An 18,437-nucleotide genomic window follows, 5' to 3' on the forward strand; every position below is an offset into this window, starting at 1 on the left:
AATCCCATGAGTCAGTTTCTTGAGGGGATCTACGCGATCCTCACGCTGCAGAACCTGCTTCTGCTCGCCGGCGGTGTGCTCATCGGCATGGTCGTCGGCGTGATCCCCGGAGTCGGACCGTCAGCCGGCCTGGCGATCCTGCTGCCGCTGACCTTCGGGCTGGATCCCACCGGCGCGATCGTGATGCTGGCCGCCGTGTACTACGGCTCGATGTACGGCGGAACGATCACCTCGGTGCTGATCAACACACCCGGTGAATCCGCTACGGTGGCAAGCACGTTCGACGGTTATCCGCTGGCGAAACAAGGTAGGGCCGGCCCGGCGCTGGTGATGGCTGCCCTCGCGTCGTTCGTAGCAGGCACCATCGGCGCAGTGCTGTTGGCGTTCGCAGCCCCCACCATCGCCGACTTCGCCAAGACGTTTGGACCTCCCGAGTACTTCCTCATCGTGCTGGCCGGCCTGCTGACGGTCATCGTGATCCTCAAGGGCAACAAGCTCCTCGGAGCCCTCTCGGCCCTCATCGGCTTCGCCATCGGCACCGTGGGCATCGACATCGGCGGCGGTGAGCAGCGCTACACCTTCGGGTCGGTGAACCTGATCAACGGCATCGACTTCATCCCGGTGGCCATCGGCCTCTTCGCCGTCGGCGAGGTCCTGCACACACTGTGGCGTGGCGGACACCTGGAGAAGCTCGACTTCTTCGGGGTCTCGGCACGAAGCCGCGGCTTCTGGCCGACGAAGACAGATATCCGCGAGTCGACGGGTCCTGCACTGCGCGGATCCTTCCTCGGATTCGGCGTCGGCGTCACGCCGGGCGCCGGAGCGACGATCGCTTCGCTGATGGCCTACAACGTCGAGAAATCGGTGTCCAAGACGCCGGAGAAGTTCGGCAAAGGCGCGATGGCCGGACTGGTCGGCCCTGAAGCCGCCAACAACGCGGCATCCTCCGGCGCCCTGGCCCCGCTTCTCACGCTGGGAATCCCCGGCGGCGGCGCGACCGCGGTACTGCTCGGCGGCTTCCTGATGTGGGGTCTGCAACCGGGACCGCTGCTGATGGAACAGAATCCGGAGTTCGCGTGGGGCCTGATCGCCAGCATGTTCCTGGGCAACATCATGTTGCTCCTGGTGAACGTGTTTTGTATCCCCGGTTTCGCGAGCATCGCCCGCGTGCCGTTCCGGGTGCTCGGACCGATCGTCATCGTGCTCTGCGTGCTGGGCACGTTCGCCGTCAACAACAGCCTGCTCGACGTGCAGATCATGTTGGTATGCGGCGTGCTGGGGTTCTTCGTGCGGATCTACGGCCTGTCCCCCGCGGCTCTTGTCATCGCACTGGTTCTCGGTCCGCTGGCCGAGGAGACACTGCGGCAGACGATGGTGATCTCCGGAGGCAGCCTGGACGTGTTCGTCCAGCGCGGCACGTCGATCGGCATCCTCTGCTTCATCGCGTTCCTGTTCCTGATTCCTGTGATCAAGAAGCCGGTCCGCAAGGTGACCGACGCTGCGCTGCAACTGGTTTCGCTGAAGCGCCGCGGCAACGCCGAAGAAATCAAAGAGCGGGAACACGCCTGATGAACATCGGCACACTGCTGCTCACGGCGGCAGCAGCGGTGGCAGGCGCTGCGGTGGCGACGCTGCTGCACCTGCCCGCTGCACCGCTGCTGGGCGCGATGGTAGGTGTGGCCCTCGTCAACATCCTGCACAGCTCGGTCTTCGAAATCCCGTCGGCGGGCAAGTGGATCGTCTACGTCCTGATCGGATGGCTGCTCGGTGCCACCGTCAGCCGGGAGACGTTGTCGCAGTTGAAGTCTGCTGCGGTTCCGATCGTCGTCACCGTCGTTGCCTTTCTCGTTTTCGGGTTGGTCGCAGCGGTGCTGCTGTGGAAATTCGCCAACCTCGACTCGATCACCGCGCTGCTGGCCACCGCACCAGGCGGTATCGCGCAAATGGGCGCGATGTCGGCGACCGCGGGAGCGAACGTTCCGATCGTGCTGACCATCCATGTCCTGCGGATCACGTCAGTGATCGTGCTCATGACGGTTGGCCTGAAACTCATGGGAGGCCGCTGATGGAAACACCCCCGCCCGCTGCTCGTCCGCTGTCCGGCATCCGCGTCGTCGACCTCAGCCGTGCCCTCGCGGGCCCCTACGCGACGATGATGATGGCCGATGCCGGCGCCGACGTCATCAAGGTGGAGCCGCCGGGCGGTGACGACAGCCGCAACTGGCTGCCGTACGTCGACCGCGACGGACACCGCGAATCGGCGTACTACATGAGCGCAAACCGCAACAAGCGTTCCGTGGTGCTCGACCTCAAGGACCCGGAGTGCGCCGACAGACTTCGCTGGCTCGCCTCGCAGGCTGACGTGCTCGTCGAGAACTACCGACCCGGCGTGTTGGATCGGCTCGGCCTCGGACTCGACGCCCTGCGTCAGCTCAATCCCCGGCTGGTGACGTTGTCGATCACCGGTTTCGGAAAGGACGGCCCCGACGGCAAGCGACCCGGATTCGATCAGATCGTGCAGGCCGAGGGCGGCCTGATGACGCTGACCGGAAGCCCGACCACGGGACCGCAACGCGTCGGCGTTCCGATGTGCGACATCCTGGCCGGGATGTTCGGGGCCTTCGGAGTGATGACGGCGCTGCAGGCCCGCGCGCGCACCGGCCGCGGGCAGCACGTCGAAACCTCTTTGCTGGCAGCGGTTGTCGGGGTTCACGTCTTCCACGGGGTGGGTTGGCTGGCTGCCGGGGTGGAACCGGCCCTCACCGGGAACCGACACCCCTCCATCGCCCCGTACGGGGTGTTCGAGTGCACCGACTCAGACATCGTCATCGCAGTCGGCTCCGAGGCGCTGTGGCGTAAGTTCGCTCCGATCGTGGGCCTCGATCCCAACAGGGACGACATCGCCACCAACATCGCCAGGGTCGCCCGCGCGGGCGAACTACAGAAAGAGATCAACGCACTGCTTGCTGAACGCCGCGCCGACGAGGTGATCGCCGCGCTGGATTCCGCCGGAGTCCCAGCAGGGCGCATACGAACCGTCCCGGAGGTGTACGACTGGGAACAGGTCCGTCGATCGATGATCATGACGGTGCCCCACCCGACGCTGGGAGATCTCGAAATGCCTGCATCGCCGCTGCACCTCTCCGACGTTGCGCAGCGCCGGGCGGAAGCCCCTCCGGGGCTGGGCGCCGACCAGGATGAGGTGTTCGCGGACTACGCATCGACAGGAGGTGGCCGATGAGCCGACGGGTCGCAGTGATCGGCGGAGGAATCGTCGGGGCGGCGGTCGCCAGAGAACTGCTGGTCCGCCGGCCGGATGCCGAGGTCACGGTTTTCGAGAAGGAGGACCGGCTGGCATCACACCAGACCGGTCGCAACAGCGGCGTCGTACATGCGGGCCTGTATTACCAGCCGGGGTCGGCGAAAGCCCTGCTGTGTCGCCGCGGCGTCGGGCTGCTGGAGGAGTACTGCGCGCAACGCGGGATCACACGGATCGCGTGCGGCAAGGTACTGGTGGCGCTCAACGAGGTGGAACGGTTACGACTGGCCGACATCGAAGACCGTGCCAGGGCGAACGGCGTACCCGGCATCCGCGTCATCGGCAAGGCGGAACTGCGGGAGTTGGAGCCGCACGTGCAGGGCATCGCCGCGCTGCACTCGCCGTCTACATCGATCGTCGACTACGCCGAGGTGACGCACGCTCTGGCCGCGGACGCAGCGGCGGCCGGGGCGAAAATCCTGCTGGGGTACGAAGTCACCGGGCTGCGGGTGCGGGGCGGCGAGGTGATTGTCAGTACACGAAGCGGCGGCGGTTTCGGTGAGGAGGCGTTCGACCAGGTGATCGCCTGCGGCGGTCTGCAGAGCGACCGGCTCGCCGAGATGGCTGGTGACGGACCGGATCCGGTGATCATGCCTTTTCGCGGCGAGTACTACGCGCTCAAGCCACACCGCCGAGGGCTGGTCAACGGCCTGGTTTATCCAGTGCCAGACCCCCGCTACCCGTTCCTCGGTGTTCACGTCACGCCACGCGTTGACGGTGAGGTTCTGATCGGCCCCAATGCAGTGCTGGCGCTGGCCCGTGAGGGCTATACGTGGAAGAACGTGTCCCCCGCGGATCTCGCCGGTGTGGCACGCACCCCGGCATTCTGGCGGTTCGCCCGCCAGCACTGGCGCACCGGCATCAGGGAGATGTACGGCAGCCTCAGCAAGAAGCGCTTCGTCGCCGCTGCCCGGGCGTATGTTCCCGAGCTCTCCGACCACGACGTCGTGCCGGGCACCGCGGGCATCCGCGCCCAGGCACTGGACGCCGACGGCGGGCTCGTCGACGACTTCCGCATCAGCATCCGTGACCGCATCGTCGTGCTTCGCAACGCCCCGTCCCCGGCGGCGACTTCTGCCTTGGCCATCGCCGAACACGTCGTCTCGACACTGGAAGGCCAAGCATGACAGGTCTTCTCGACAAGGGGCTCTGGGGCGTGCTGGCCACACCGTTTGATGAGCATCTCAGCGTCGACTTCGAGTCGCTACGCAACGAGGTCGCGTCGTTCACCGAGGACGGATGCTGCGGACTGGTCGCTCTCGGCGTATTCGGCGAGGCTGCGTCGCTGACGCCGGCGGAAGCCGCCGCGGTGGCACAGACGGTCTCGTCGTCGACGGACCTTCCGTACGTCCTGGGACTTTCGGAGCGCAGCCCGGATTCGGTGGTGTCCCAGGCGCTGCAGCTGCTCGGCGCAGTGTCACGGCCGCCGACGGCGCTGATGGCCCAGATCAGTGACGCTGATCCGGCGGTGGCTGCCGAATCGTTGCGGCGGCTCTACGAGGAGACAGGTATCGGGGTGCTGATCCAGGACTATCCCGTGGTGTCTGGTGTCAGCGTCACCGACGAGCAGGTCGTCGCACTGGTACGGGCATGTCCGTTCGCAGTGGGAGTGAAGTCCGAGACGCCACCGACCTCGGTCGCGGTCGCCCATCTCACATCCAGCGTCGACGTGCCGGTGTTCGGCGGACTCGGCGGGGTCGGCCTGCTCGACGAACTGGCGGCGGGCTCGGCCGGCGCGATGACGGGGTTCAGCCATCCGGCGGTGCTCGCATCTGTGCTGCGTGCCCACAACGAGGGCGGATTCGCTTCTGCTCGCGAGGTTTTCGCACCATGGCTGCCGCTGGCGAACTTCGAGGGCCAGCTTCGGGTCGGACTGTCGATCCGCAAGGAGGTCCTGCGGCGGCGCGGTGTCATCGCCGGTGCCCGAGTCCGGCCCCCCGCACTGTCGTTACCGGCCTCGCTGGTTCCGCTACTCGATCGACATCTGGCGACGCTTCCCGTCATCGACCACACCTCCCGGTAAGGAGAATCCATGGATCTCGGTATCGCCGGCCGCACCGCCCTGGTGCTGGGCGCCAGCGGTGGGCTCGGCGGCGCGATCGCTGCGCGACTCGCCGAGGAAGGCGCCAACGTCGCGGTCGCCGGGCGCTCGCAGGAAGGACTGGCCGCCACGGCAGCCCGCATCGAACAGGCGGGAGTCAAAGCCCTGCCGCTGACCTGGGATCTCGAGGAGCTGGCTCGCATCGAAACCGCTGTCGCAGAGGTAGAGTCGGCATTCGGTCCGATCGACATCCTGGTCAACAACACCGGTGGCCCTCCGCCGACTCCGGTCTCCGGCCAGAACACCGAAACCTGGCGCGACAGCTTCCAGACGATGATCCTTTCGGTCATCGCGCTGACCGACCGTGTGGTACCCGGTATGCGGGAACGCGGTTGGGGCAGGATCCTGACGTCGACGTCGTCGGGAGCACTGTCCCCCATCCCGAACCTGGGGCTCTCCAACACGCTGCGCGCCAGCCTCCATGCATGGTCGAAGACGCTGGCCGACGAGGTGGGCCGCGATGGAGTCACCAGCAATGTCCTTGTGCCCGGGCGCATCGCGACCGACCGCACCCGCTTCCTCGACGAGAAGCGTGCCGCGCGCGAGCACAAGAGTGTCGAAGAGATCGCGACGGCCAGCGCGGCCACGATGGCCCTGGGCCGCTACGGCACACCCGATGAATACGCCGATGCCGCGGCGTTCCTGTGCAGCGACCGCGCTTCCTACATCACCGGGGTCGTGCTGCGCGTCGACGGCGGTCTGATCCGCTCCATCGTTTAACTCGAAACTTCGCTACCTGAAGGAGATCCCGTGCGTCTACGCACTGTTCTGCTCGATGACCATCCGCTGGCCTGCGTCGCACTGCCCGACGGCCGCCTCGCGCGCGTCGACAAGGTGCTGCCGGGCGCCCCTACCGATCTGGTGGCGCTGCTGGAGACAGGCAGCCTCGACGAGCTTGCGGTCGCGGTCGACACGGGGGTGACCGACGACGCCTGTGTGCCGGCCGACGCACCAGTGCTGGCACCGTGGAAGCATCCGCGCAAGATCTTCGGCATCGGGCTCAACTACGGCGCGCACGCGGGCGATCTCGGCGAGACGGCGCCACGCACCACACCGGCGTCGTTCCTCAAGGGTGACCACACCATCGTCGGACCCGGCGAACCTATCGTCGTGCCGCCAGATATCGGCAAGGTGACCTCAGAGGCCGAGCTCGGGCTCGTCATCGGAAAGATCTGCTACCAGGTCAGTGTCGAGGAGGCGATGTCCTACGTCGCCGGAATCGTGCCCATCCTGGATCAGACCGCCGAAGCCATCCTGCTGGAGAACCCGCGCTACCTCACCCGCGTGAAGAACTATCCGACCTTCTTCGCCTTCGGACCCGATCTCATCACGCTCGACGAGGCCCTCGCGTACGGCCCGCTGGAGAGTCTGCGGGTCGCCACGATCCACAACGGCGCCGTGCACCGCGAGGACACCGTCTCCGGGATGACGTTCTCGCCCGCCGAGTTGTTGAGCTTCCACAGCCAGGTAATGCCCTTCTACCCCGGCGACATCCTGTCGACGGGAACACCGGGTGCGGTCGGCATCGAACCCGGCGACACCGTGCGCTGCGAACTGGGCACCGGCTTCGCAGAGCTGACCAACCCGGTCGCTTAGCCGACCGCAGACGCGTGCTCGGCGTCCGCATTCGCAAAAAGCAGCCAGACCACCGTCGCCAGCGCGACGGCAGTGGCTTGAATACTCACGACAAACGCGGCGTATTCCTGCAGCGTGACTATCAGTCCGCATTTGAGCCGATCGTCGGCGACGAGCATCGAGAAAGTCAGACCCTCGGCGAGGCACAGCAATACGACAGTCAGGATCGGTGCCGCCCTCTCCCCGGGTGTCATGGCAATTCGCGCCCGCCGAAGGTAACCCAGCTCGATGCCGAGTGTGATCAGCAGCATCGGAATGACCTGGACCATCTGCGAGAAAAACTCCGGTGAGATGGTGTCCGCGCACTCACCTTCGACGTTGATGACCGGAAACCACAACACCGACGCCACCTGGACGATGAGAGTTCCCGCGGATATCGGGATGATCCAGCTGTTGCCGACGGCTCTGCGCCCGCCTTCGGAGATATCAAGCGCTGCAACGAGAGCGAACGTCATCGCGACGGTGGACAGCAACGTGCCCAGGAGATCCACCCAAAGGATCCGAGGGGTGAAGATCATCGCGACGTGCACCACGACCATCAACACCATTCCCACGGGCCACCAGCTGCGCGCCACGATCGCCGCGAATTCCGGCCAGTGGAGCTGCCTTTCGGGCTTCGCCCGCGCAAGCACATATCGCTGCAGAGGTAGCGCCGAGAGAATCAGCCCGATGTCAATCACGGCGATGAGCCACCGCGGTCCCTGAGCCGTGCTTCCCGCTCCGGTATGGGCGAACTCAACGATGTCGCCGCTGTAGGTGACGCCGACGACGAGCAGGAAAACCGCGAACACCGCCACCCCATCGACGGAACCCCTTGTCCGTCCATGCATCTCGGTCATGACGCCCCCTCCCGTCAACGACGTTGAATGGCACCCACCTGCTTCTCGGCCACCGCCACCGCGGCATCGCGGGCCGCGCTGGCCTCCTCTTCGGTGAGGGTCCGGTCGGCCGCCCGGAATCGCAGCGCCAGAGCCAGCGATTTGCGGCCGTCACCGATCTGCGGACCGGTGTAGACGTCGAAGATCCGGACGTCCTCCAGCAGTTCTCCGGCCCCGGCGCGGACCGCATCGACGACGCTCTGGGCCGAGACGTCGTCGCCTACGATCAGCGCGACATCCTGGAACACGGCGGGGAACGGCGAAACCCCCGGTGCAGGAAGTGTTTCGGTGATAGGGACGGCGTCAAGGTCGATCTCCAGCGCGCAGGTTCCCCTGGGCAGTCCCGATCGTTCGATCACCGCCGGATGTAACTGTCCGGCGTGGCCGACGACGACGTCGCCGATCACCACCTCGGCGCAGCGGCCCGGATGCCACGGCAGGTGTTGCGCGGCGCGCAGCGTGAACTCCACGCCCGCAGCCCGACCGATCACCCGTACCGCCTCGAAGGCGTCGGCCGCCTCGACCGCGCGTCCCGCACCCCACGGGCCGGCCGGTTCGCGAAGCCCGGCCAGAACTGCGCCGACGTGCTGGGGTTGACGCGGCAGGGACGCATCGAGGATGGCGATCTCATCGTCGGTGGGCCTGCGGTCATTCGGGATCCGCTCGACCGCCCTGGTGTCGGCCGTCGGTTCCACCACCTGCGCGATGGCGAACAGCGAGATGTCCACGGCGCCACGGGAGACGTTGCGGCTCAGCGCTTCCAACAGGCCGGGAAGCAGCGTGGTGGCCAGGCTGGGCCGGTCTGATTCGAGCGGATTCAGGACCTGGGTGGTGTTTCTGCGCGGGTCGTCGGCGTCAAGCCCCCACTGGTCGAAGATTCCGGCGGGCAGGAAAGGGGTCGGCAGGATTTCGACGAAACCGTTGAGCGCCAACGACTTGCCTACGGCACGCCTTCGTTTCTGAACGGACGTCAGGCCGCGGCCGGCAGGCGCGGTCGGCAACACGGGCGGGATGCCGTCGAGGCCCTCGAGCCGCATCACCTCTTCGACCAGATCGGCGGGCTGTCGGATATCGGGGCGCCACCTCGGCGGTGTCGCCGTGACGAGGTCACCGTCGACGGTCACCTCGGCGCCGATCTGTCTCAGACGCTTCAGCGTCGCGCCGGCCGCATACTCGACTCCCGCTGTACGGTCGGGCAGGTCAGCGGGCATGCTGACCGGCGGATGTGACCAGTCGCCGCGGGGTGGATCACCGCGCCAGTCTGTCAGCGTGAGTTCCACTGTGCCACCGGCGATTTCGGCCAACAGCGTCGCGCAGCGGTCCAGCGCGGCAACGGATACGGCGGGGTCGACGGTGCGCTCGTAGCGGCGCCCGGCCTCACTGTGAAGATGCAGACGCCGCTGCGTGCGCGAGACGGCGGCGGGATCCCAGACGGCGGCTTCGAGCAACACGTCGGTGGTGCTGTCGCGAACCTCGGTGGTGCCCGCGCCCATCACTCCACCGATCGCGGCAGTCGCGACGTCATCGACGATCAGAACGTCGGCGGGGTCCAGTTTGCGTTCGACGTCGTCGAGCGTGATCACCGTCTCCCCCGGCTCGGCGAACCGAACGCGGAAACCTCCGGTGATCAGGCTACGGTCGTGCGCGTGCATCGGATGGCCCAGCTCGAGCATGACGTAGTTGGTCACGTCCACGGCCGGCGAGATGGCGCGGATGCCGCTCAGCAGTAGCCTGCGCTGAATCCACCACGGCGAGACCGCTTTCGGATCGATTCCGGTGACCGGCCGTAACCCGAAACGCTGAACACCGGTGCCTGCGTCTATCGTCACGGGCAGTGCGTCGCCTTCGGCGGGCAGCGCGGGTACGTCGGCGGGGTCGACGAAGTCGAGATCGAAGGCATTGGAGACCTCGCGGGCCATCCCGCGCAGCGACAGGCAGTAGCCGCGGTCCGGGGTGATCGCAAGGTTGAACACGACATCGTCGAGACCCAGCACGCCGTGCGCCGGAGTTCCCGGTTCGGCGGTGCCGGGCGGAAGCACCAAGATGCCGGAGTGGTCCGAGCCGAGGTTCAGCTCCGAGACAGAACAGATCATCCCGTCGGAGGTCCGACCGTAGGTCTTGCGGGTGGCGATCGTGAAGTCGCCAGGCAGCACCGTGCCAGGAAGGGCGACGACGACGAGGTCCCCGACTGCAAAGTTCGTTGCACCGCAGACGATGTCGCGCAGGTCGGGCTCGCCGACATCCACCTTGACCGCCCTGATGGGCTTCTTGAACTCCGTGAGTTCCTCGATCTCGGCGACCCGGCCGATCGTGAGCGGTCCGGTGACCGGGCCCACCGGGAGAATCTCTTCGACCTCGTGGCCGATGCGGATCAGCGCCTGCTCGAGCTCCTCGGGCGACACGTCCCAGCCCGGTGCGCCGGCCTGCACGATCTCTCGCAGCCAGCTGTACGGAATGCGCATCAGGCTCCCACTCCGAACGGCAGCGAGAACCGGACATCGCCCTCGACCATGTCGCGCATGTCGGGGATTCCGTTGCGGAACTGCAGAGTTCGCTCCAGACCCATACCGAATGCGAAACCCGAATAGATCTCCGGGTCGATACCGCAGGCGCGCAACACGTTCGGATTGACCATGCCGCAGCCGCCCCACTCGACCCAGCCGGGCCCGCCCTTCTTGTTGGGGAACCAGATGTCGACCTCGGCCGAGGGTTCCGTGAACGGGAAGAAGTGCGGACGGAACCTGGTGCGGCCCTGCGGCCCGAATTCGGCGCGCGCGAATGCATCGAGCGTGCCGCGCAGATTCGCCATCGTCAGTCCCTTGTCCACGGCCAGCCCCTCGACCTGGTGGAAGACCGGCGTGTGCGTGGCGTCGAGTTCGTCGGTGCGGAATGTGCGCCCGATCGAGATGATGTAGACGGGCAGGTCGCGCTCGAGCAGCGCGCGGATCTGCACCGGTGAGGTGTGTGTGCGGAGCACCTGTCGAGAGCCGTCCGGCGCGACGTGGAAGGTGTCCTGCTCGCTGCGGGCAGGGTGATCGGGCGGGAAGTTCAGCGCGTCGAAGTTGAACTGCTCGGTTTCCACCTCGGGGCCTTCGGCAAGCTCCCACCCCATCGCGACGAATGTGTCGGCGACATGCTCGGCCAGGATCGTGATCGGGTGCCGGGCTCCGAGCGGCTGTCGCGTGGACGGCAGCGTGACGTCGATGCGTTCGGCGACCAGAACGGCGGCGTCACGTTCGGCACGCAGCACCGCGAGCCGGTCGTCGTAGGCGCTCTGCGCCTCGGTGCGCGCCACGTTGACCCGCTTGCCGGCGTCGGCGCGTTCGGACTTCGGCAGCGATCCCAGGGCCTGGCGCGCCAGCGCGATCGGGGAACGGTCCCCGAGGTGCTCGGTCTTGGCCTTGGCGAGCTCGTCGAGCGTCGAGGCCTCGTCGAACGCATCCCTGACAGCGCTGACCGCTGCGGCCAACGCCTCGTCTGAAAGATCCACCGGCTGCTCAGCCACCCGGCGATCATATGGGATGGGTTCGATAGCACTTCGCCTGCATTTGTCGCGCGGCGGCGATACCCTCGCGCGGTGGCGATCCGGCCCCTCATCATCGGCGCGGTATGGGTCCTCGGCGGGGCGGTGCTGACGCTCGCCATCACAGCGCACGGCGGTTGGGCGATTCTTGCGGCGGTCATCCTGGCGTTGGCGGCGCTGGGTACCTGGGATGTCTTGCAGAAGCGGCACACGATCCTTCGCGTCTACCCGATTCTGGGGCACGTCCGCTTCCTGATGGAATTCATCCGACCCGAGATCCGGCAATACTTCATCGAGTCGAACACCGAGGCAGCGCCGTTCGACCGCGAGACCCGGGACATGGTCTATGAGCGTGCCAAGGGAACCAAAGGCGACGAGCCGTTCGGAACAGAGCGGGACGTGAACGCGCTCGGCTACGAGTTCCTGCGCCACTCGCTGCGGGCCCGCTTCGCCGACGATCTCGCCCCTCGGGTGCGTCTGGGCGGGCCGGACTGTACCCAGCCCTACGACATCGCCCTGCTCAATGTCTCGGCGATGAGCTTCGGGGCGTTATCGGCGAACGCCATCGAGGCACTCAACGGCGGCGCTGCGCGCGGCGGCTTCGCCCACGACACCGGCGAAGGCGGAATAAGCCCGTACCACCTGAAGGGCGGTGGTGACCTCATCTGGGAGATCGGCTCCGGCTACTTCGGGTGCCGCGACGCCGACGGCCGGTTCGATCCGGCCCTCTTCGCCCAGAAGGCGGCCCTTCCCTCGGTCAAGGCGATCTCGGTGAAGCTGTCGCAAGGAGCCAAGCCGGGCCTGGGTGGGGTCCTGCCCGGGGCGAAGGTGAGCCCCGAGATCGCGGCGACACGCGGAGTTCCGGTGGGGCGCACCGTCGTATCGCCGCCTGCTCACAGTGCGTTCGGCACACCGGTCGAATTCGCCCACTTCATCGCGACGCTGCGCGGACTATCCGGAGGCAAACCGGTGGGGTTCAAGCTGTGCGTCGGTGCGCGCTCGGAGTTCCTGTCGATCTGCAAAGGATTCCTGGCGGCGGGTGTGACAGCCGACTTCGTGATCGTCGACGGCGGTGAAGGCGGAACCGGTTCTGCACCACAGGAATTCGAGGATCACGTCGGCATGCCGCTGACGGAGGGGCTCATGCTGGTGCATAACAGCCTCGTCGGAACCGGACTGCGCGACCGAATCAAGGTAGGGGCGTCCGGCAAAGTCGCGAGCGGGGTCGACATCGTCAGCCGGATCTGTCAGGGCGCAGATTTCACCATGTCGGCCCGCGCGATGATGTTCGCGGTCGGCTGCATCCAGGCGATGAAGTGCAATACCAACCACTGCCCCACCGGCGTCGCGACACAGGATCCCGCCCGCGCGAAAGCGCTCGACGTGACGGACAAGACCGCCCGCGTGTTCAACTTCCAGCGGGCGACGGTGGCAAGCGCCGCCCAGATCGTCGCCTCGATGGGGCTGGCCGGGTTCGGTGACCTGTCTCCGGCCATGCTCAACCGTCGCATCGAAGGTCAGCGCACCCGCACCTACGCCGAGATCTACGACTGGCTGAGACCCGGTCAATTACTCGAAGATCCGCCGGAGTCGTGGCTCGCGGATTGGCTCGCAGCGTCAGCGGACGAGTTCTGACGCAGCAGGGGCACGCAACCGGGCCAAGCCCAGGCAGACCAGTGCGCCGAACGCACCCCAGGCTACGCAGGAGACCATCGACACTGCATCGTTGGCCAGCACCAGGAAGCCGAACGCGGCGCCGACCGCCAGAAGCACCACCATGGGCGTGGTCCAGGCGCGCGCTTTACCGAACCGCACCGACGCCATCATCCCCAGCACCAGCGCGAGCAGATGCCCAACGTCGGTGAAGTCGGGACCGCCGGCAACGACGACTGCCGCCACGATGATCCACCACACGGCCCATGCGGCTCGCCATCGTGCCGGCATGGCGCCGGTGAGCATGCCGAGCACGGCCATCGCGACGTAGCTCATCCCCACATCGGGGTCGCGAGCCACCGAACGTGCGATCCATCCGAAGGTCACGGCGACGGTGAGTCCGGCCGCGACCAGCAGCGAGGCCCCGATGTGGCCCAACGCCGCCGCGATAGCCAGGGCCCTACTACCCCATGCCAATTCGGCGGCCGCGAGCAGACAGATCAGCCCCGGCAGCCAGAGATACAGCGGGCCCGCGTCGACGACGAACGCGCTGCCCACGAGCGTCCCGATCCTGCCGTGGCTGAGGTTGTGCAGGTTCGTGCTCATATGCCTGATCACGGCGGCCTGCACGCGCGGCGTCATATCGACCATGACGGTCGTGACGGCAGCGACGACCGCGGCGTAGCACAGCGTGACCCGCACTCGGGCGACGCGGCCAAGGCAACCGGACAGCACCGTGACCACTATCCGCTGGCCGACGCCTCGCCCTCGTCCTGGTCACCTGTCAGTTGCCTGCGAGTTCGCAGCCGATACATGCCGAAATCGGCGGGCACGCCATCCTGCTTGGCCACGAACACCGGCCTGCGAAGCTTCTTCGCTGTCACACCGAGCGCGTCGAAATCCTCTTCCGGGATCCGCTTCAGCGTCGCCTCCGATACCACCAGTTCGCCGCGGGTAGCTCGCTCCATCACTCGGGCAGCCAGATTGACGTCGATGCCGAGCCAGTCCGAACCGATGCGCTGTGGCCGCCCGGTGTGGATTCCGACCCGCATCCGCGGCCGATAGCCGTCCACGTCAAGCGCTTTGACTGCCTCGCGGGCGTCGATGGCCGACCGCACAGCGGTGACCGGGTCGGCGAACACCGCCATGAGCCCGTCCCCCATGCGCTTGACGATATGCCCGCCCGATTGCAGTAGCGGCGGCTCAACCACCTGGGCGACGCGGCGCAGCAGCCGCAAGGTGGCCTCGTCGCCTGCGCTCAGCGACCACGTCGAGAATCCGACGAGGTCGGTGAAGACGAGGGTCACCTCGGCGTTGGCAGGCCGGCCGGACACCCGCTCCGTCAGCGCCTGCCAGACCTGCAGTGCGCCCAGACTGACCTCTCGCGTCGCAGCCTCGCGCTCGAGCAACCGATCCGCCGCCCGTGCCGCCGCGCGAGGACCCCCGACGCCGCTGACCGACAGCGGGTCGCCGAACTCGGGGTCGCCGGGCAGCGCGCGGCGGGCCCGACGAAGAAAGGAGATGACGCCTTCGTTGTGGTTGACGTTCTTGAACCAGTCCAGCGGGCCCGTAGAACGGCCCGGTTCACCTGGCGGGTCGTCATCCACGAAGCCAAGCCTAATCGAGGGCGGTGGCGGCAATAAACCGGCAGGTCACAGGTCAATGGCTGCGCGGTGGAGTCTGCGTAACGCAGGCCCGCCGCGACGGCGAAATCGTAGACAACGAATGTTGTCAACACCTATCTTTGGTGGGTGCGATCAGCGGCGATGGCAGGCTCTGGATGCTCCTCCGATGCTCAGTCGGATCCGGCGGTGTTTCCGCTCGGCCCCGACTCGCTCACGTGGAAGTACTTCGGCGATGTGCGGACCGGGATGCTGGGCGTCTGGATCGGGGCCATCCAGAACATGTATCCCCAACTCGGCGCCGGGGTCGAAGACCATTCGATTCTGCTCAGGGAACCGCTGCAACGCGTCGCTCGATCCGTGTATCCGATCATGGGCGTCGTCTACGACGGGGACCGCGCGGCGCAGACGGGCGCCCAGATCCGCAACTATCACCGGACCATCAAAGGCGTCGATGCCGACGGCAGGCGCTATCACGCACTCAACCCCGAGACGTTCTACTGGGCGCACGCCACGTTCTTCATGCTGATCATCAAGACTGCCGAGTACTTCTGCGGAGGCCTCACCGAGGCGGAGAAGGAGCAACTGTTCGACGAGCACGTGCAGTGGTACCGGATGTACGGAATGAGCATGAAACCCGTTCCCGAGTCGTGGGCTGACTTCCAGGAGTACTGGGATCACAAGTGCCGCGACGAGCTGGAGATCAACCGGGCGACGATGGACATCTTGTCCATCCGAATCCCGAAGCCGTGGTTCGTGCTGATGCCGACGCCGCTGTGGGATCAGATTTTCAAACCGATGGTGGGAGCCCAACGCTGGATCGCCGCAGGGCTGTTCGACCCGATGGTGCGCGAGCGCGCCGGTATGCGGTGGACGCCCGGAGACGAGGTCGCGCTCCGGCTGTTCGGCAAGCTGGTCGAACTTGCCTTCGTGGCGGTGCCCGACGAGATCCGTCTGCACCCGCGGGCCGTCGCCGCCTACCGACGCGCCGACGGCAGGATTCCCGACGATGCCCCTCTGGTCGAGGCGCCGGCGTTCATGTCGCCGCCGCGCGATCGCCGCAACATGCCGATGCACTATCTGCCGCCCCACAGGTCGCTGCTCGACAGGGTGGGTTCCCTGGTGCACACGACCTTCTCTTTGGCGGGGGTCCGTCCGGCGCGCGGCCGCAATAAGGCAGCCTGAACACATGCTTGATTGGTCAGACGTCGACCTTGCCGTGCGCGACGCGGTGCGCGAGTTCGTCGACAAAGAGATCCGCCCGCACATCGACGCGCTCGAAAGCGGCGAGATGGAGCCTTACCCCATCATTCGGAAGTTGTTCGCCACATTCGGCATCGCCGACATGGCACGCGACTCCCTCGACAAGCGACTGGCCAAGCTGCGCAGCGGCGAGAACCCGACGTCGTCCGGCGGAGGCGGCATGTTCGGCGGCTCGGGCGGCATGGGCTTCGTCGTGATCAGCGAACTGTGCCGGGTATCGATGGGCATCGTCACCGGCATGGGGGTCAGCCTCGGTCTGACCGTGCCGACAATCATGGGCCGCGGCACGCTGGCCCAGCAGGAACGCTGGCTGCCCGACCTGGTCACCTACGACAAGATCGGCGCTTGGGCGATCACCGAGCCCGATTCCGGATCGGATGCGTTCGGCGGCATGAAGTCCTATGTCGTGCGCGATGGCGACGACTACATTCTCAACGGGCAGAAGACGTTCATCACCAACGGACCGGATGCCGATGTGGTGGTCGTCTACGCGAAGCTGGACGAGGGCGATCGGAGCGTCGACAAGCGCGACCGCAAGGTCCTGACCTTCGTGCTGGACCGCGGCATGGAAGGCTTCGTCCAGTCGAAGCCGTTCCGCAAGATGGGAATTCACTCGTCGCGCACCGGCGAGTTGTTTTTCAACGATGTTCGCCTCGGGCGGGATCGTCTACTGGGCGAGACCGAGGGCGACGAGGCCGGGGACGCAGGCCGCGACAGTGCGCGGTCCAACTTCTCGGCCGAACGCATCGGGGTCGCGGCAATGGCGCTCGGCGTCATCGAAGAATGCCTGCGCCTGTGTGTCGATTACGCGAAATCACGCACGTTGTGGGGCAAGGAGATCGGCCAGTTCCAGCTCATCCAGCTGAAACTCGCGTCGATGGAGGTGGCACGAATGAATGTGCGCAACATGCTGTTTCGCGTTATCGAAGCCGCCCAGACCGGAACGCCAATTTCGCTGGCGGAAGCATCGGCGATCAAGTGGTATTGCTCGCAGGCCGCGACCGACGTCGCGATGGAGGCCGTGCAGGTATTCGGCGGCAACGGTTACATGACCGAGTACCGAGTGGAGCAGCTTGCGCGCGACGCCAAGTCGCTCATGATCTATGCCGGAAGCAACGAAGTGCAGATCACGCACGTGGCCAGGGGCTTGCTGAGCGGTTAGCCTTGGTGGCGCCGACGAAGGAGGCGCCGCCGTGGATTTCACCAACGTCACCGCACTGGTCACCGGAGCGAGCGGAGGGATCGGCGAGGAGTTCGCCATTCAGCTCGCCCGCCGGGGAGCACATCTGATTCTGGTCGCGCGCCGGGCCGAGAAGCTGGCGGCGCTGCGGGAGACCCTCACCGCACGACATCCGGGCATCGTGGTCGACGTGCTCACCGCCGATCTCGCCGTTCCCGGTTCGGGCGCCGAACTCGAATCGGGCGTTCGCGAACTGGGCCGCTCGGTCGACATTCTCATCAACAACGCGGGCGTCGGGCTGCACGGGAAGTTCATCAGCCAGGAGCCCGAACCCAACGCCGCCCAGATCCAATTGAACTGCGGCACATTGGTTGATCTGACCGCACGGTTTCTGCCCGCCATGGTCGAGCGACGTCGCGGAGTCGTACTCAACGTCGCCTCAACCGCGGCGTTCCAGCCGACACCCGGCATGGCGGTCTACGGTGCCACCAAGGCGTTCGTGCTGTCCTACACCGAGGCGCTGTGGCAGGAGTGCCGCGGCACCGGGGTGAGGATTCTCGCCCTGTGCCCCGGTGCCACCGAAACCGAGTTCTTCGACCGCACCGGTGAGGAGTTCTTGACCGACGGTAGACAGACGTCGGCTCAGGTCGTGGACACCGCGTTCGCCGCGCTCGACAAGTCGTCACCGACGGTCGTATCCGGCTTTCGCAACAACATCCTGGCCTCCGGTTACCGCGTGACGCCGCGCAAGCTACTACTGGCAGTGTCGGAGCGGATGCTCAAAGCCAACCACTGAATTGGCAACCTCGTGGTGGCGCCATCGCGCTTGCCGCGCCGCTGGGACGAGATCGACCGGCTCAAGGCGTTTGTCGCCGATCAGACCTCGGCGAGTATCGCGGCGACTATTCGGGCCTCGTCGCGCAACATGATGGTGCGTTCCGGCTGAACAGCCTCGAGCTGCTCGGCGGCGCCAAGACGATCGTCGATCTCTCGCCGCACGACGAGACGAATCTCGTCGTCGGTCAACACACGACGGGCGACCTCGGCGACTCCAAGACCTGCCGCACTGTCGGCGATGGCCCCGGCCTGCGGGATCGGGCCGCCGGGCGTCTCCGCGTTGTCGACCGCGCTCAGCACCGACCGCAGCACTGAGGTGCGCAGCGCATCGCGGTTCTTGCGCGCCACCAGCAGGCGCTTGCGTAGTTCGGCGCGCCAACGGTCAGCGGGGACACGCTGCTCGGTCTCTGTCACCGGGCCACGGTA

General features: G+C 66.5%; 17 protein-coding genes. 11 read left to right on the top strand and 6 right to left on the bottom strand.

What is annotated here, in order from left to right; all coding sequences use genetic code 11:
* The first annotated feature begins 6 nt into the window (after positions 1 to 6).
* Genes AWC12_RS16115 through AWC12_RS16145 form a run of 7 tightly spaced genes read left to right on the top strand, consistent with a single transcriptional unit; the run spans position 7 to position 7,016 of the window.
* Positions 7 to 1,569 carry a tripartite tricarboxylate transporter permease gene (locus AWC12_RS16115; RefSeq protein WP_165762815.1) on the top strand — a complete coding sequence of 521 codons (1,563 nt, stop codon included), beginning with the start codon at positions 7 to 9 and terminating at the stop codon, positions 1,567 to 1,569.
* Positions 1,569 to 2,066, top strand: a complete 498-nt coding sequence (locus AWC12_RS31110; protein WP_165762816.1) for an AbrB family transcriptional regulator — start codon at positions 1,569 to 1,571, stop codon at positions 2,064 to 2,066. The genes AWC12_RS16115 and AWC12_RS31110 overlap by 1 nt, the downstream gene beginning before the upstream one ends.
* Positions 2,066 to 3,241 (top strand): CaiB/BaiF CoA transferase family protein, encoded by a 1,176-nt coding sequence (locus tag AWC12_RS16125; protein ID WP_024444410.1) that lies wholly within the window; start codon positions 2,066 to 2,068, stop codon positions 3,239 to 3,241. The genes AWC12_RS31110 and AWC12_RS16125 overlap by 1 nt, the downstream gene beginning before the upstream one ends.
* A complete protein-coding gene (gene lhgO / locus AWC12_RS16130; RefSeq protein WP_085175504.1) occupies positions 3,238 to 4,446 on the top strand; it encodes an L-2-hydroxyglutarate dehydrogenase in 1,209 nt (402 codons plus the stop codon). The genes AWC12_RS16125 and lhgO overlap by 4 nt, the downstream gene beginning before the upstream one ends.
* On the top strand, positions 4,443 to 5,342 hold the full coding sequence (locus AWC12_RS16135) for a dihydrodipicolinate synthase family protein (RefSeq protein ID WP_234814046.1): 900 nt from the start codon (positions 4,443 to 4,445) through the stop codon (positions 5,340 to 5,342). The genes lhgO and AWC12_RS16135 overlap by 4 nt, the downstream gene beginning before the upstream one ends.
* Before the next feature lie 9 nt (positions 5,343 to 5,351).
* Positions 5,352 to 6,140 carry an SDR family oxidoreductase gene (locus tag AWC12_RS16140; protein ID WP_085175506.1) on the top strand — a complete coding sequence of 263 codons (789 nt, stop codon included), beginning with the start codon at positions 5,352 to 5,354 and terminating at the stop codon, positions 6,138 to 6,140.
* A gap of 30 nt (positions 6,141 to 6,170) precedes the next feature.
* Positions 6,171 to 7,016, top strand: a complete 846-nt coding sequence (locus tag AWC12_RS16145; protein ID WP_085175508.1) for a fumarylacetoacetate hydrolase family protein — start codon at positions 6,171 to 6,173, stop codon at positions 7,014 to 7,016.
* On the opposite strand, the gene AWC12_RS16150 is transcribed toward AWC12_RS16145, so the two are convergent.
* The 3 genes from AWC12_RS16150 to pheS are packed head-to-tail and all read right to left on the bottom strand — an operon-like array spanning position 7,013 to position 11,438.
* Complete coding sequence (locus tag AWC12_RS16150) at positions 7,013 to 7,894, bottom strand: hypothetical protein (RefSeq protein WP_133057346.1); 882 nt, start codon at positions 7,892 to 7,894, stop codon at positions 7,013 to 7,015. The two genes, AWC12_RS16145 and AWC12_RS16150, sit on opposite strands and share 4 nt — an antisense overlap.
* 14 nt (positions 7,895 to 7,908) lie before the next feature.
* Positions 7,909 to 10,395 carry a phenylalanine--tRNA ligase subunit beta gene (gene pheT / locus AWC12_RS16155; protein WP_085175512.1) on the bottom strand — a complete coding sequence of 829 codons (2,487 nt, stop codon included), beginning with the start codon at positions 10,393 to 10,395 and terminating at the stop codon, positions 7,909 to 7,911.
* On the bottom strand, positions 10,395 to 11,438 hold the full coding sequence (pheS, locus tag AWC12_RS16160; RefSeq protein ID WP_024444403.1) for a phenylalanine--tRNA ligase subunit alpha: 1,044 nt from the start codon (positions 11,436 to 11,438) through the stop codon (positions 10,395 to 10,397). Before pheS ends, pheT begins: the two co-directional genes overlap by 1 nt.
* Before the next feature lie 72 nt (positions 11,439 to 11,510).
* Here pheS and AWC12_RS16165 point away from each other — a divergent pair, with 72 nt between their 5' ends.
* Positions 11,511 to 13,091 carry an FMN-binding glutamate synthase family protein gene (locus AWC12_RS16165; RefSeq protein WP_412098645.1) on the top strand — a complete coding sequence of 527 codons (1,581 nt, stop codon included), beginning with the start codon at positions 11,511 to 11,513 and terminating at the stop codon, positions 13,089 to 13,091.
* On the opposite strand, the gene AWC12_RS16170 is transcribed toward AWC12_RS16165, so the two are convergent.
* Positions 13,074 to 13,844, bottom strand: a complete 771-nt coding sequence (locus AWC12_RS16170; RefSeq protein ID WP_327084522.1) for a rhomboid-like protein — start codon at positions 13,842 to 13,844, stop codon at positions 13,074 to 13,076. The genes AWC12_RS16165 and AWC12_RS16170 overlap by 18 nt on opposite strands.
* An 8-nt stretch (positions 13,845 to 13,852) precedes the next feature.
* Entirely contained in the window at positions 13,853 to 14,716 is an 864-nt protein-coding gene (locus tag AWC12_RS16175) for an adenylate/guanylate cyclase domain-containing protein (protein ID WP_272937889.1), read from the bottom strand.
* A gap of 159 nt (positions 14,717 to 14,875) precedes the next feature.
* On the opposite strand from AWC12_RS16175, the gene AWC12_RS16180 reads away from it, so the two are divergent.
* From AWC12_RS16180 to AWC12_RS16190, 3 genes are read left to right on the top strand one after another with little or no spacing between them, the layout of a single operon-like run.
* Positions 14,876 to 15,916, top strand: coding sequence for an oxygenase MpaB family protein (locus AWC12_RS16180; protein ID WP_036463718.1), 1,041 nt, complete (start codon positions 14,876 to 14,878; stop codon positions 15,914 to 15,916).
* Between the two features lie 4 nt (positions 15,917 to 15,920).
* Positions 15,921 to 17,156 (top strand): acyl-CoA dehydrogenase family protein, encoded by a 1,236-nt coding sequence (locus tag AWC12_RS16185; RefSeq protein WP_024444398.1) that lies wholly within the window; start codon positions 15,921 to 15,923, stop codon positions 17,154 to 17,156.
* Positions 17,157 to 17,187: 31 nt separating this feature from the next.
* The gene (locus tag AWC12_RS16190) at positions 17,188 to 17,970 is read left to right on the top strand and encodes an SDR family NAD(P)-dependent oxidoreductase (protein WP_085175516.1); all 783 of its coding nucleotides are present in this window, start codon (positions 17,188 to 17,190) and stop codon (positions 17,968 to 17,970) included.
* An 80-nt stretch (positions 17,971 to 18,050) separates the two neighbouring features.
* Here the strand turns inward: AWC12_RS16190 and AWC12_RS16195 are convergent, their stop codons facing one another.
* A complete protein-coding gene (locus tag AWC12_RS16195) occupies positions 18,051 to 18,425 on the bottom strand; it encodes a GatB/YqeY domain-containing protein (protein ID WP_085175518.1) in 375 nt (124 codons plus the stop codon).
* Positions 18,426 to 18,437: the final 12 nt, after the last annotated feature.

This window comes from Mycolicibacterium iranicum, assembly GCF_002101705.1.
Taxonomy (GTDB): domain Bacteria; phylum Actinomycetota; class Actinomycetes; order Mycobacteriales; family Mycobacteriaceae; genus Mycobacterium; species Mycobacterium iranicum.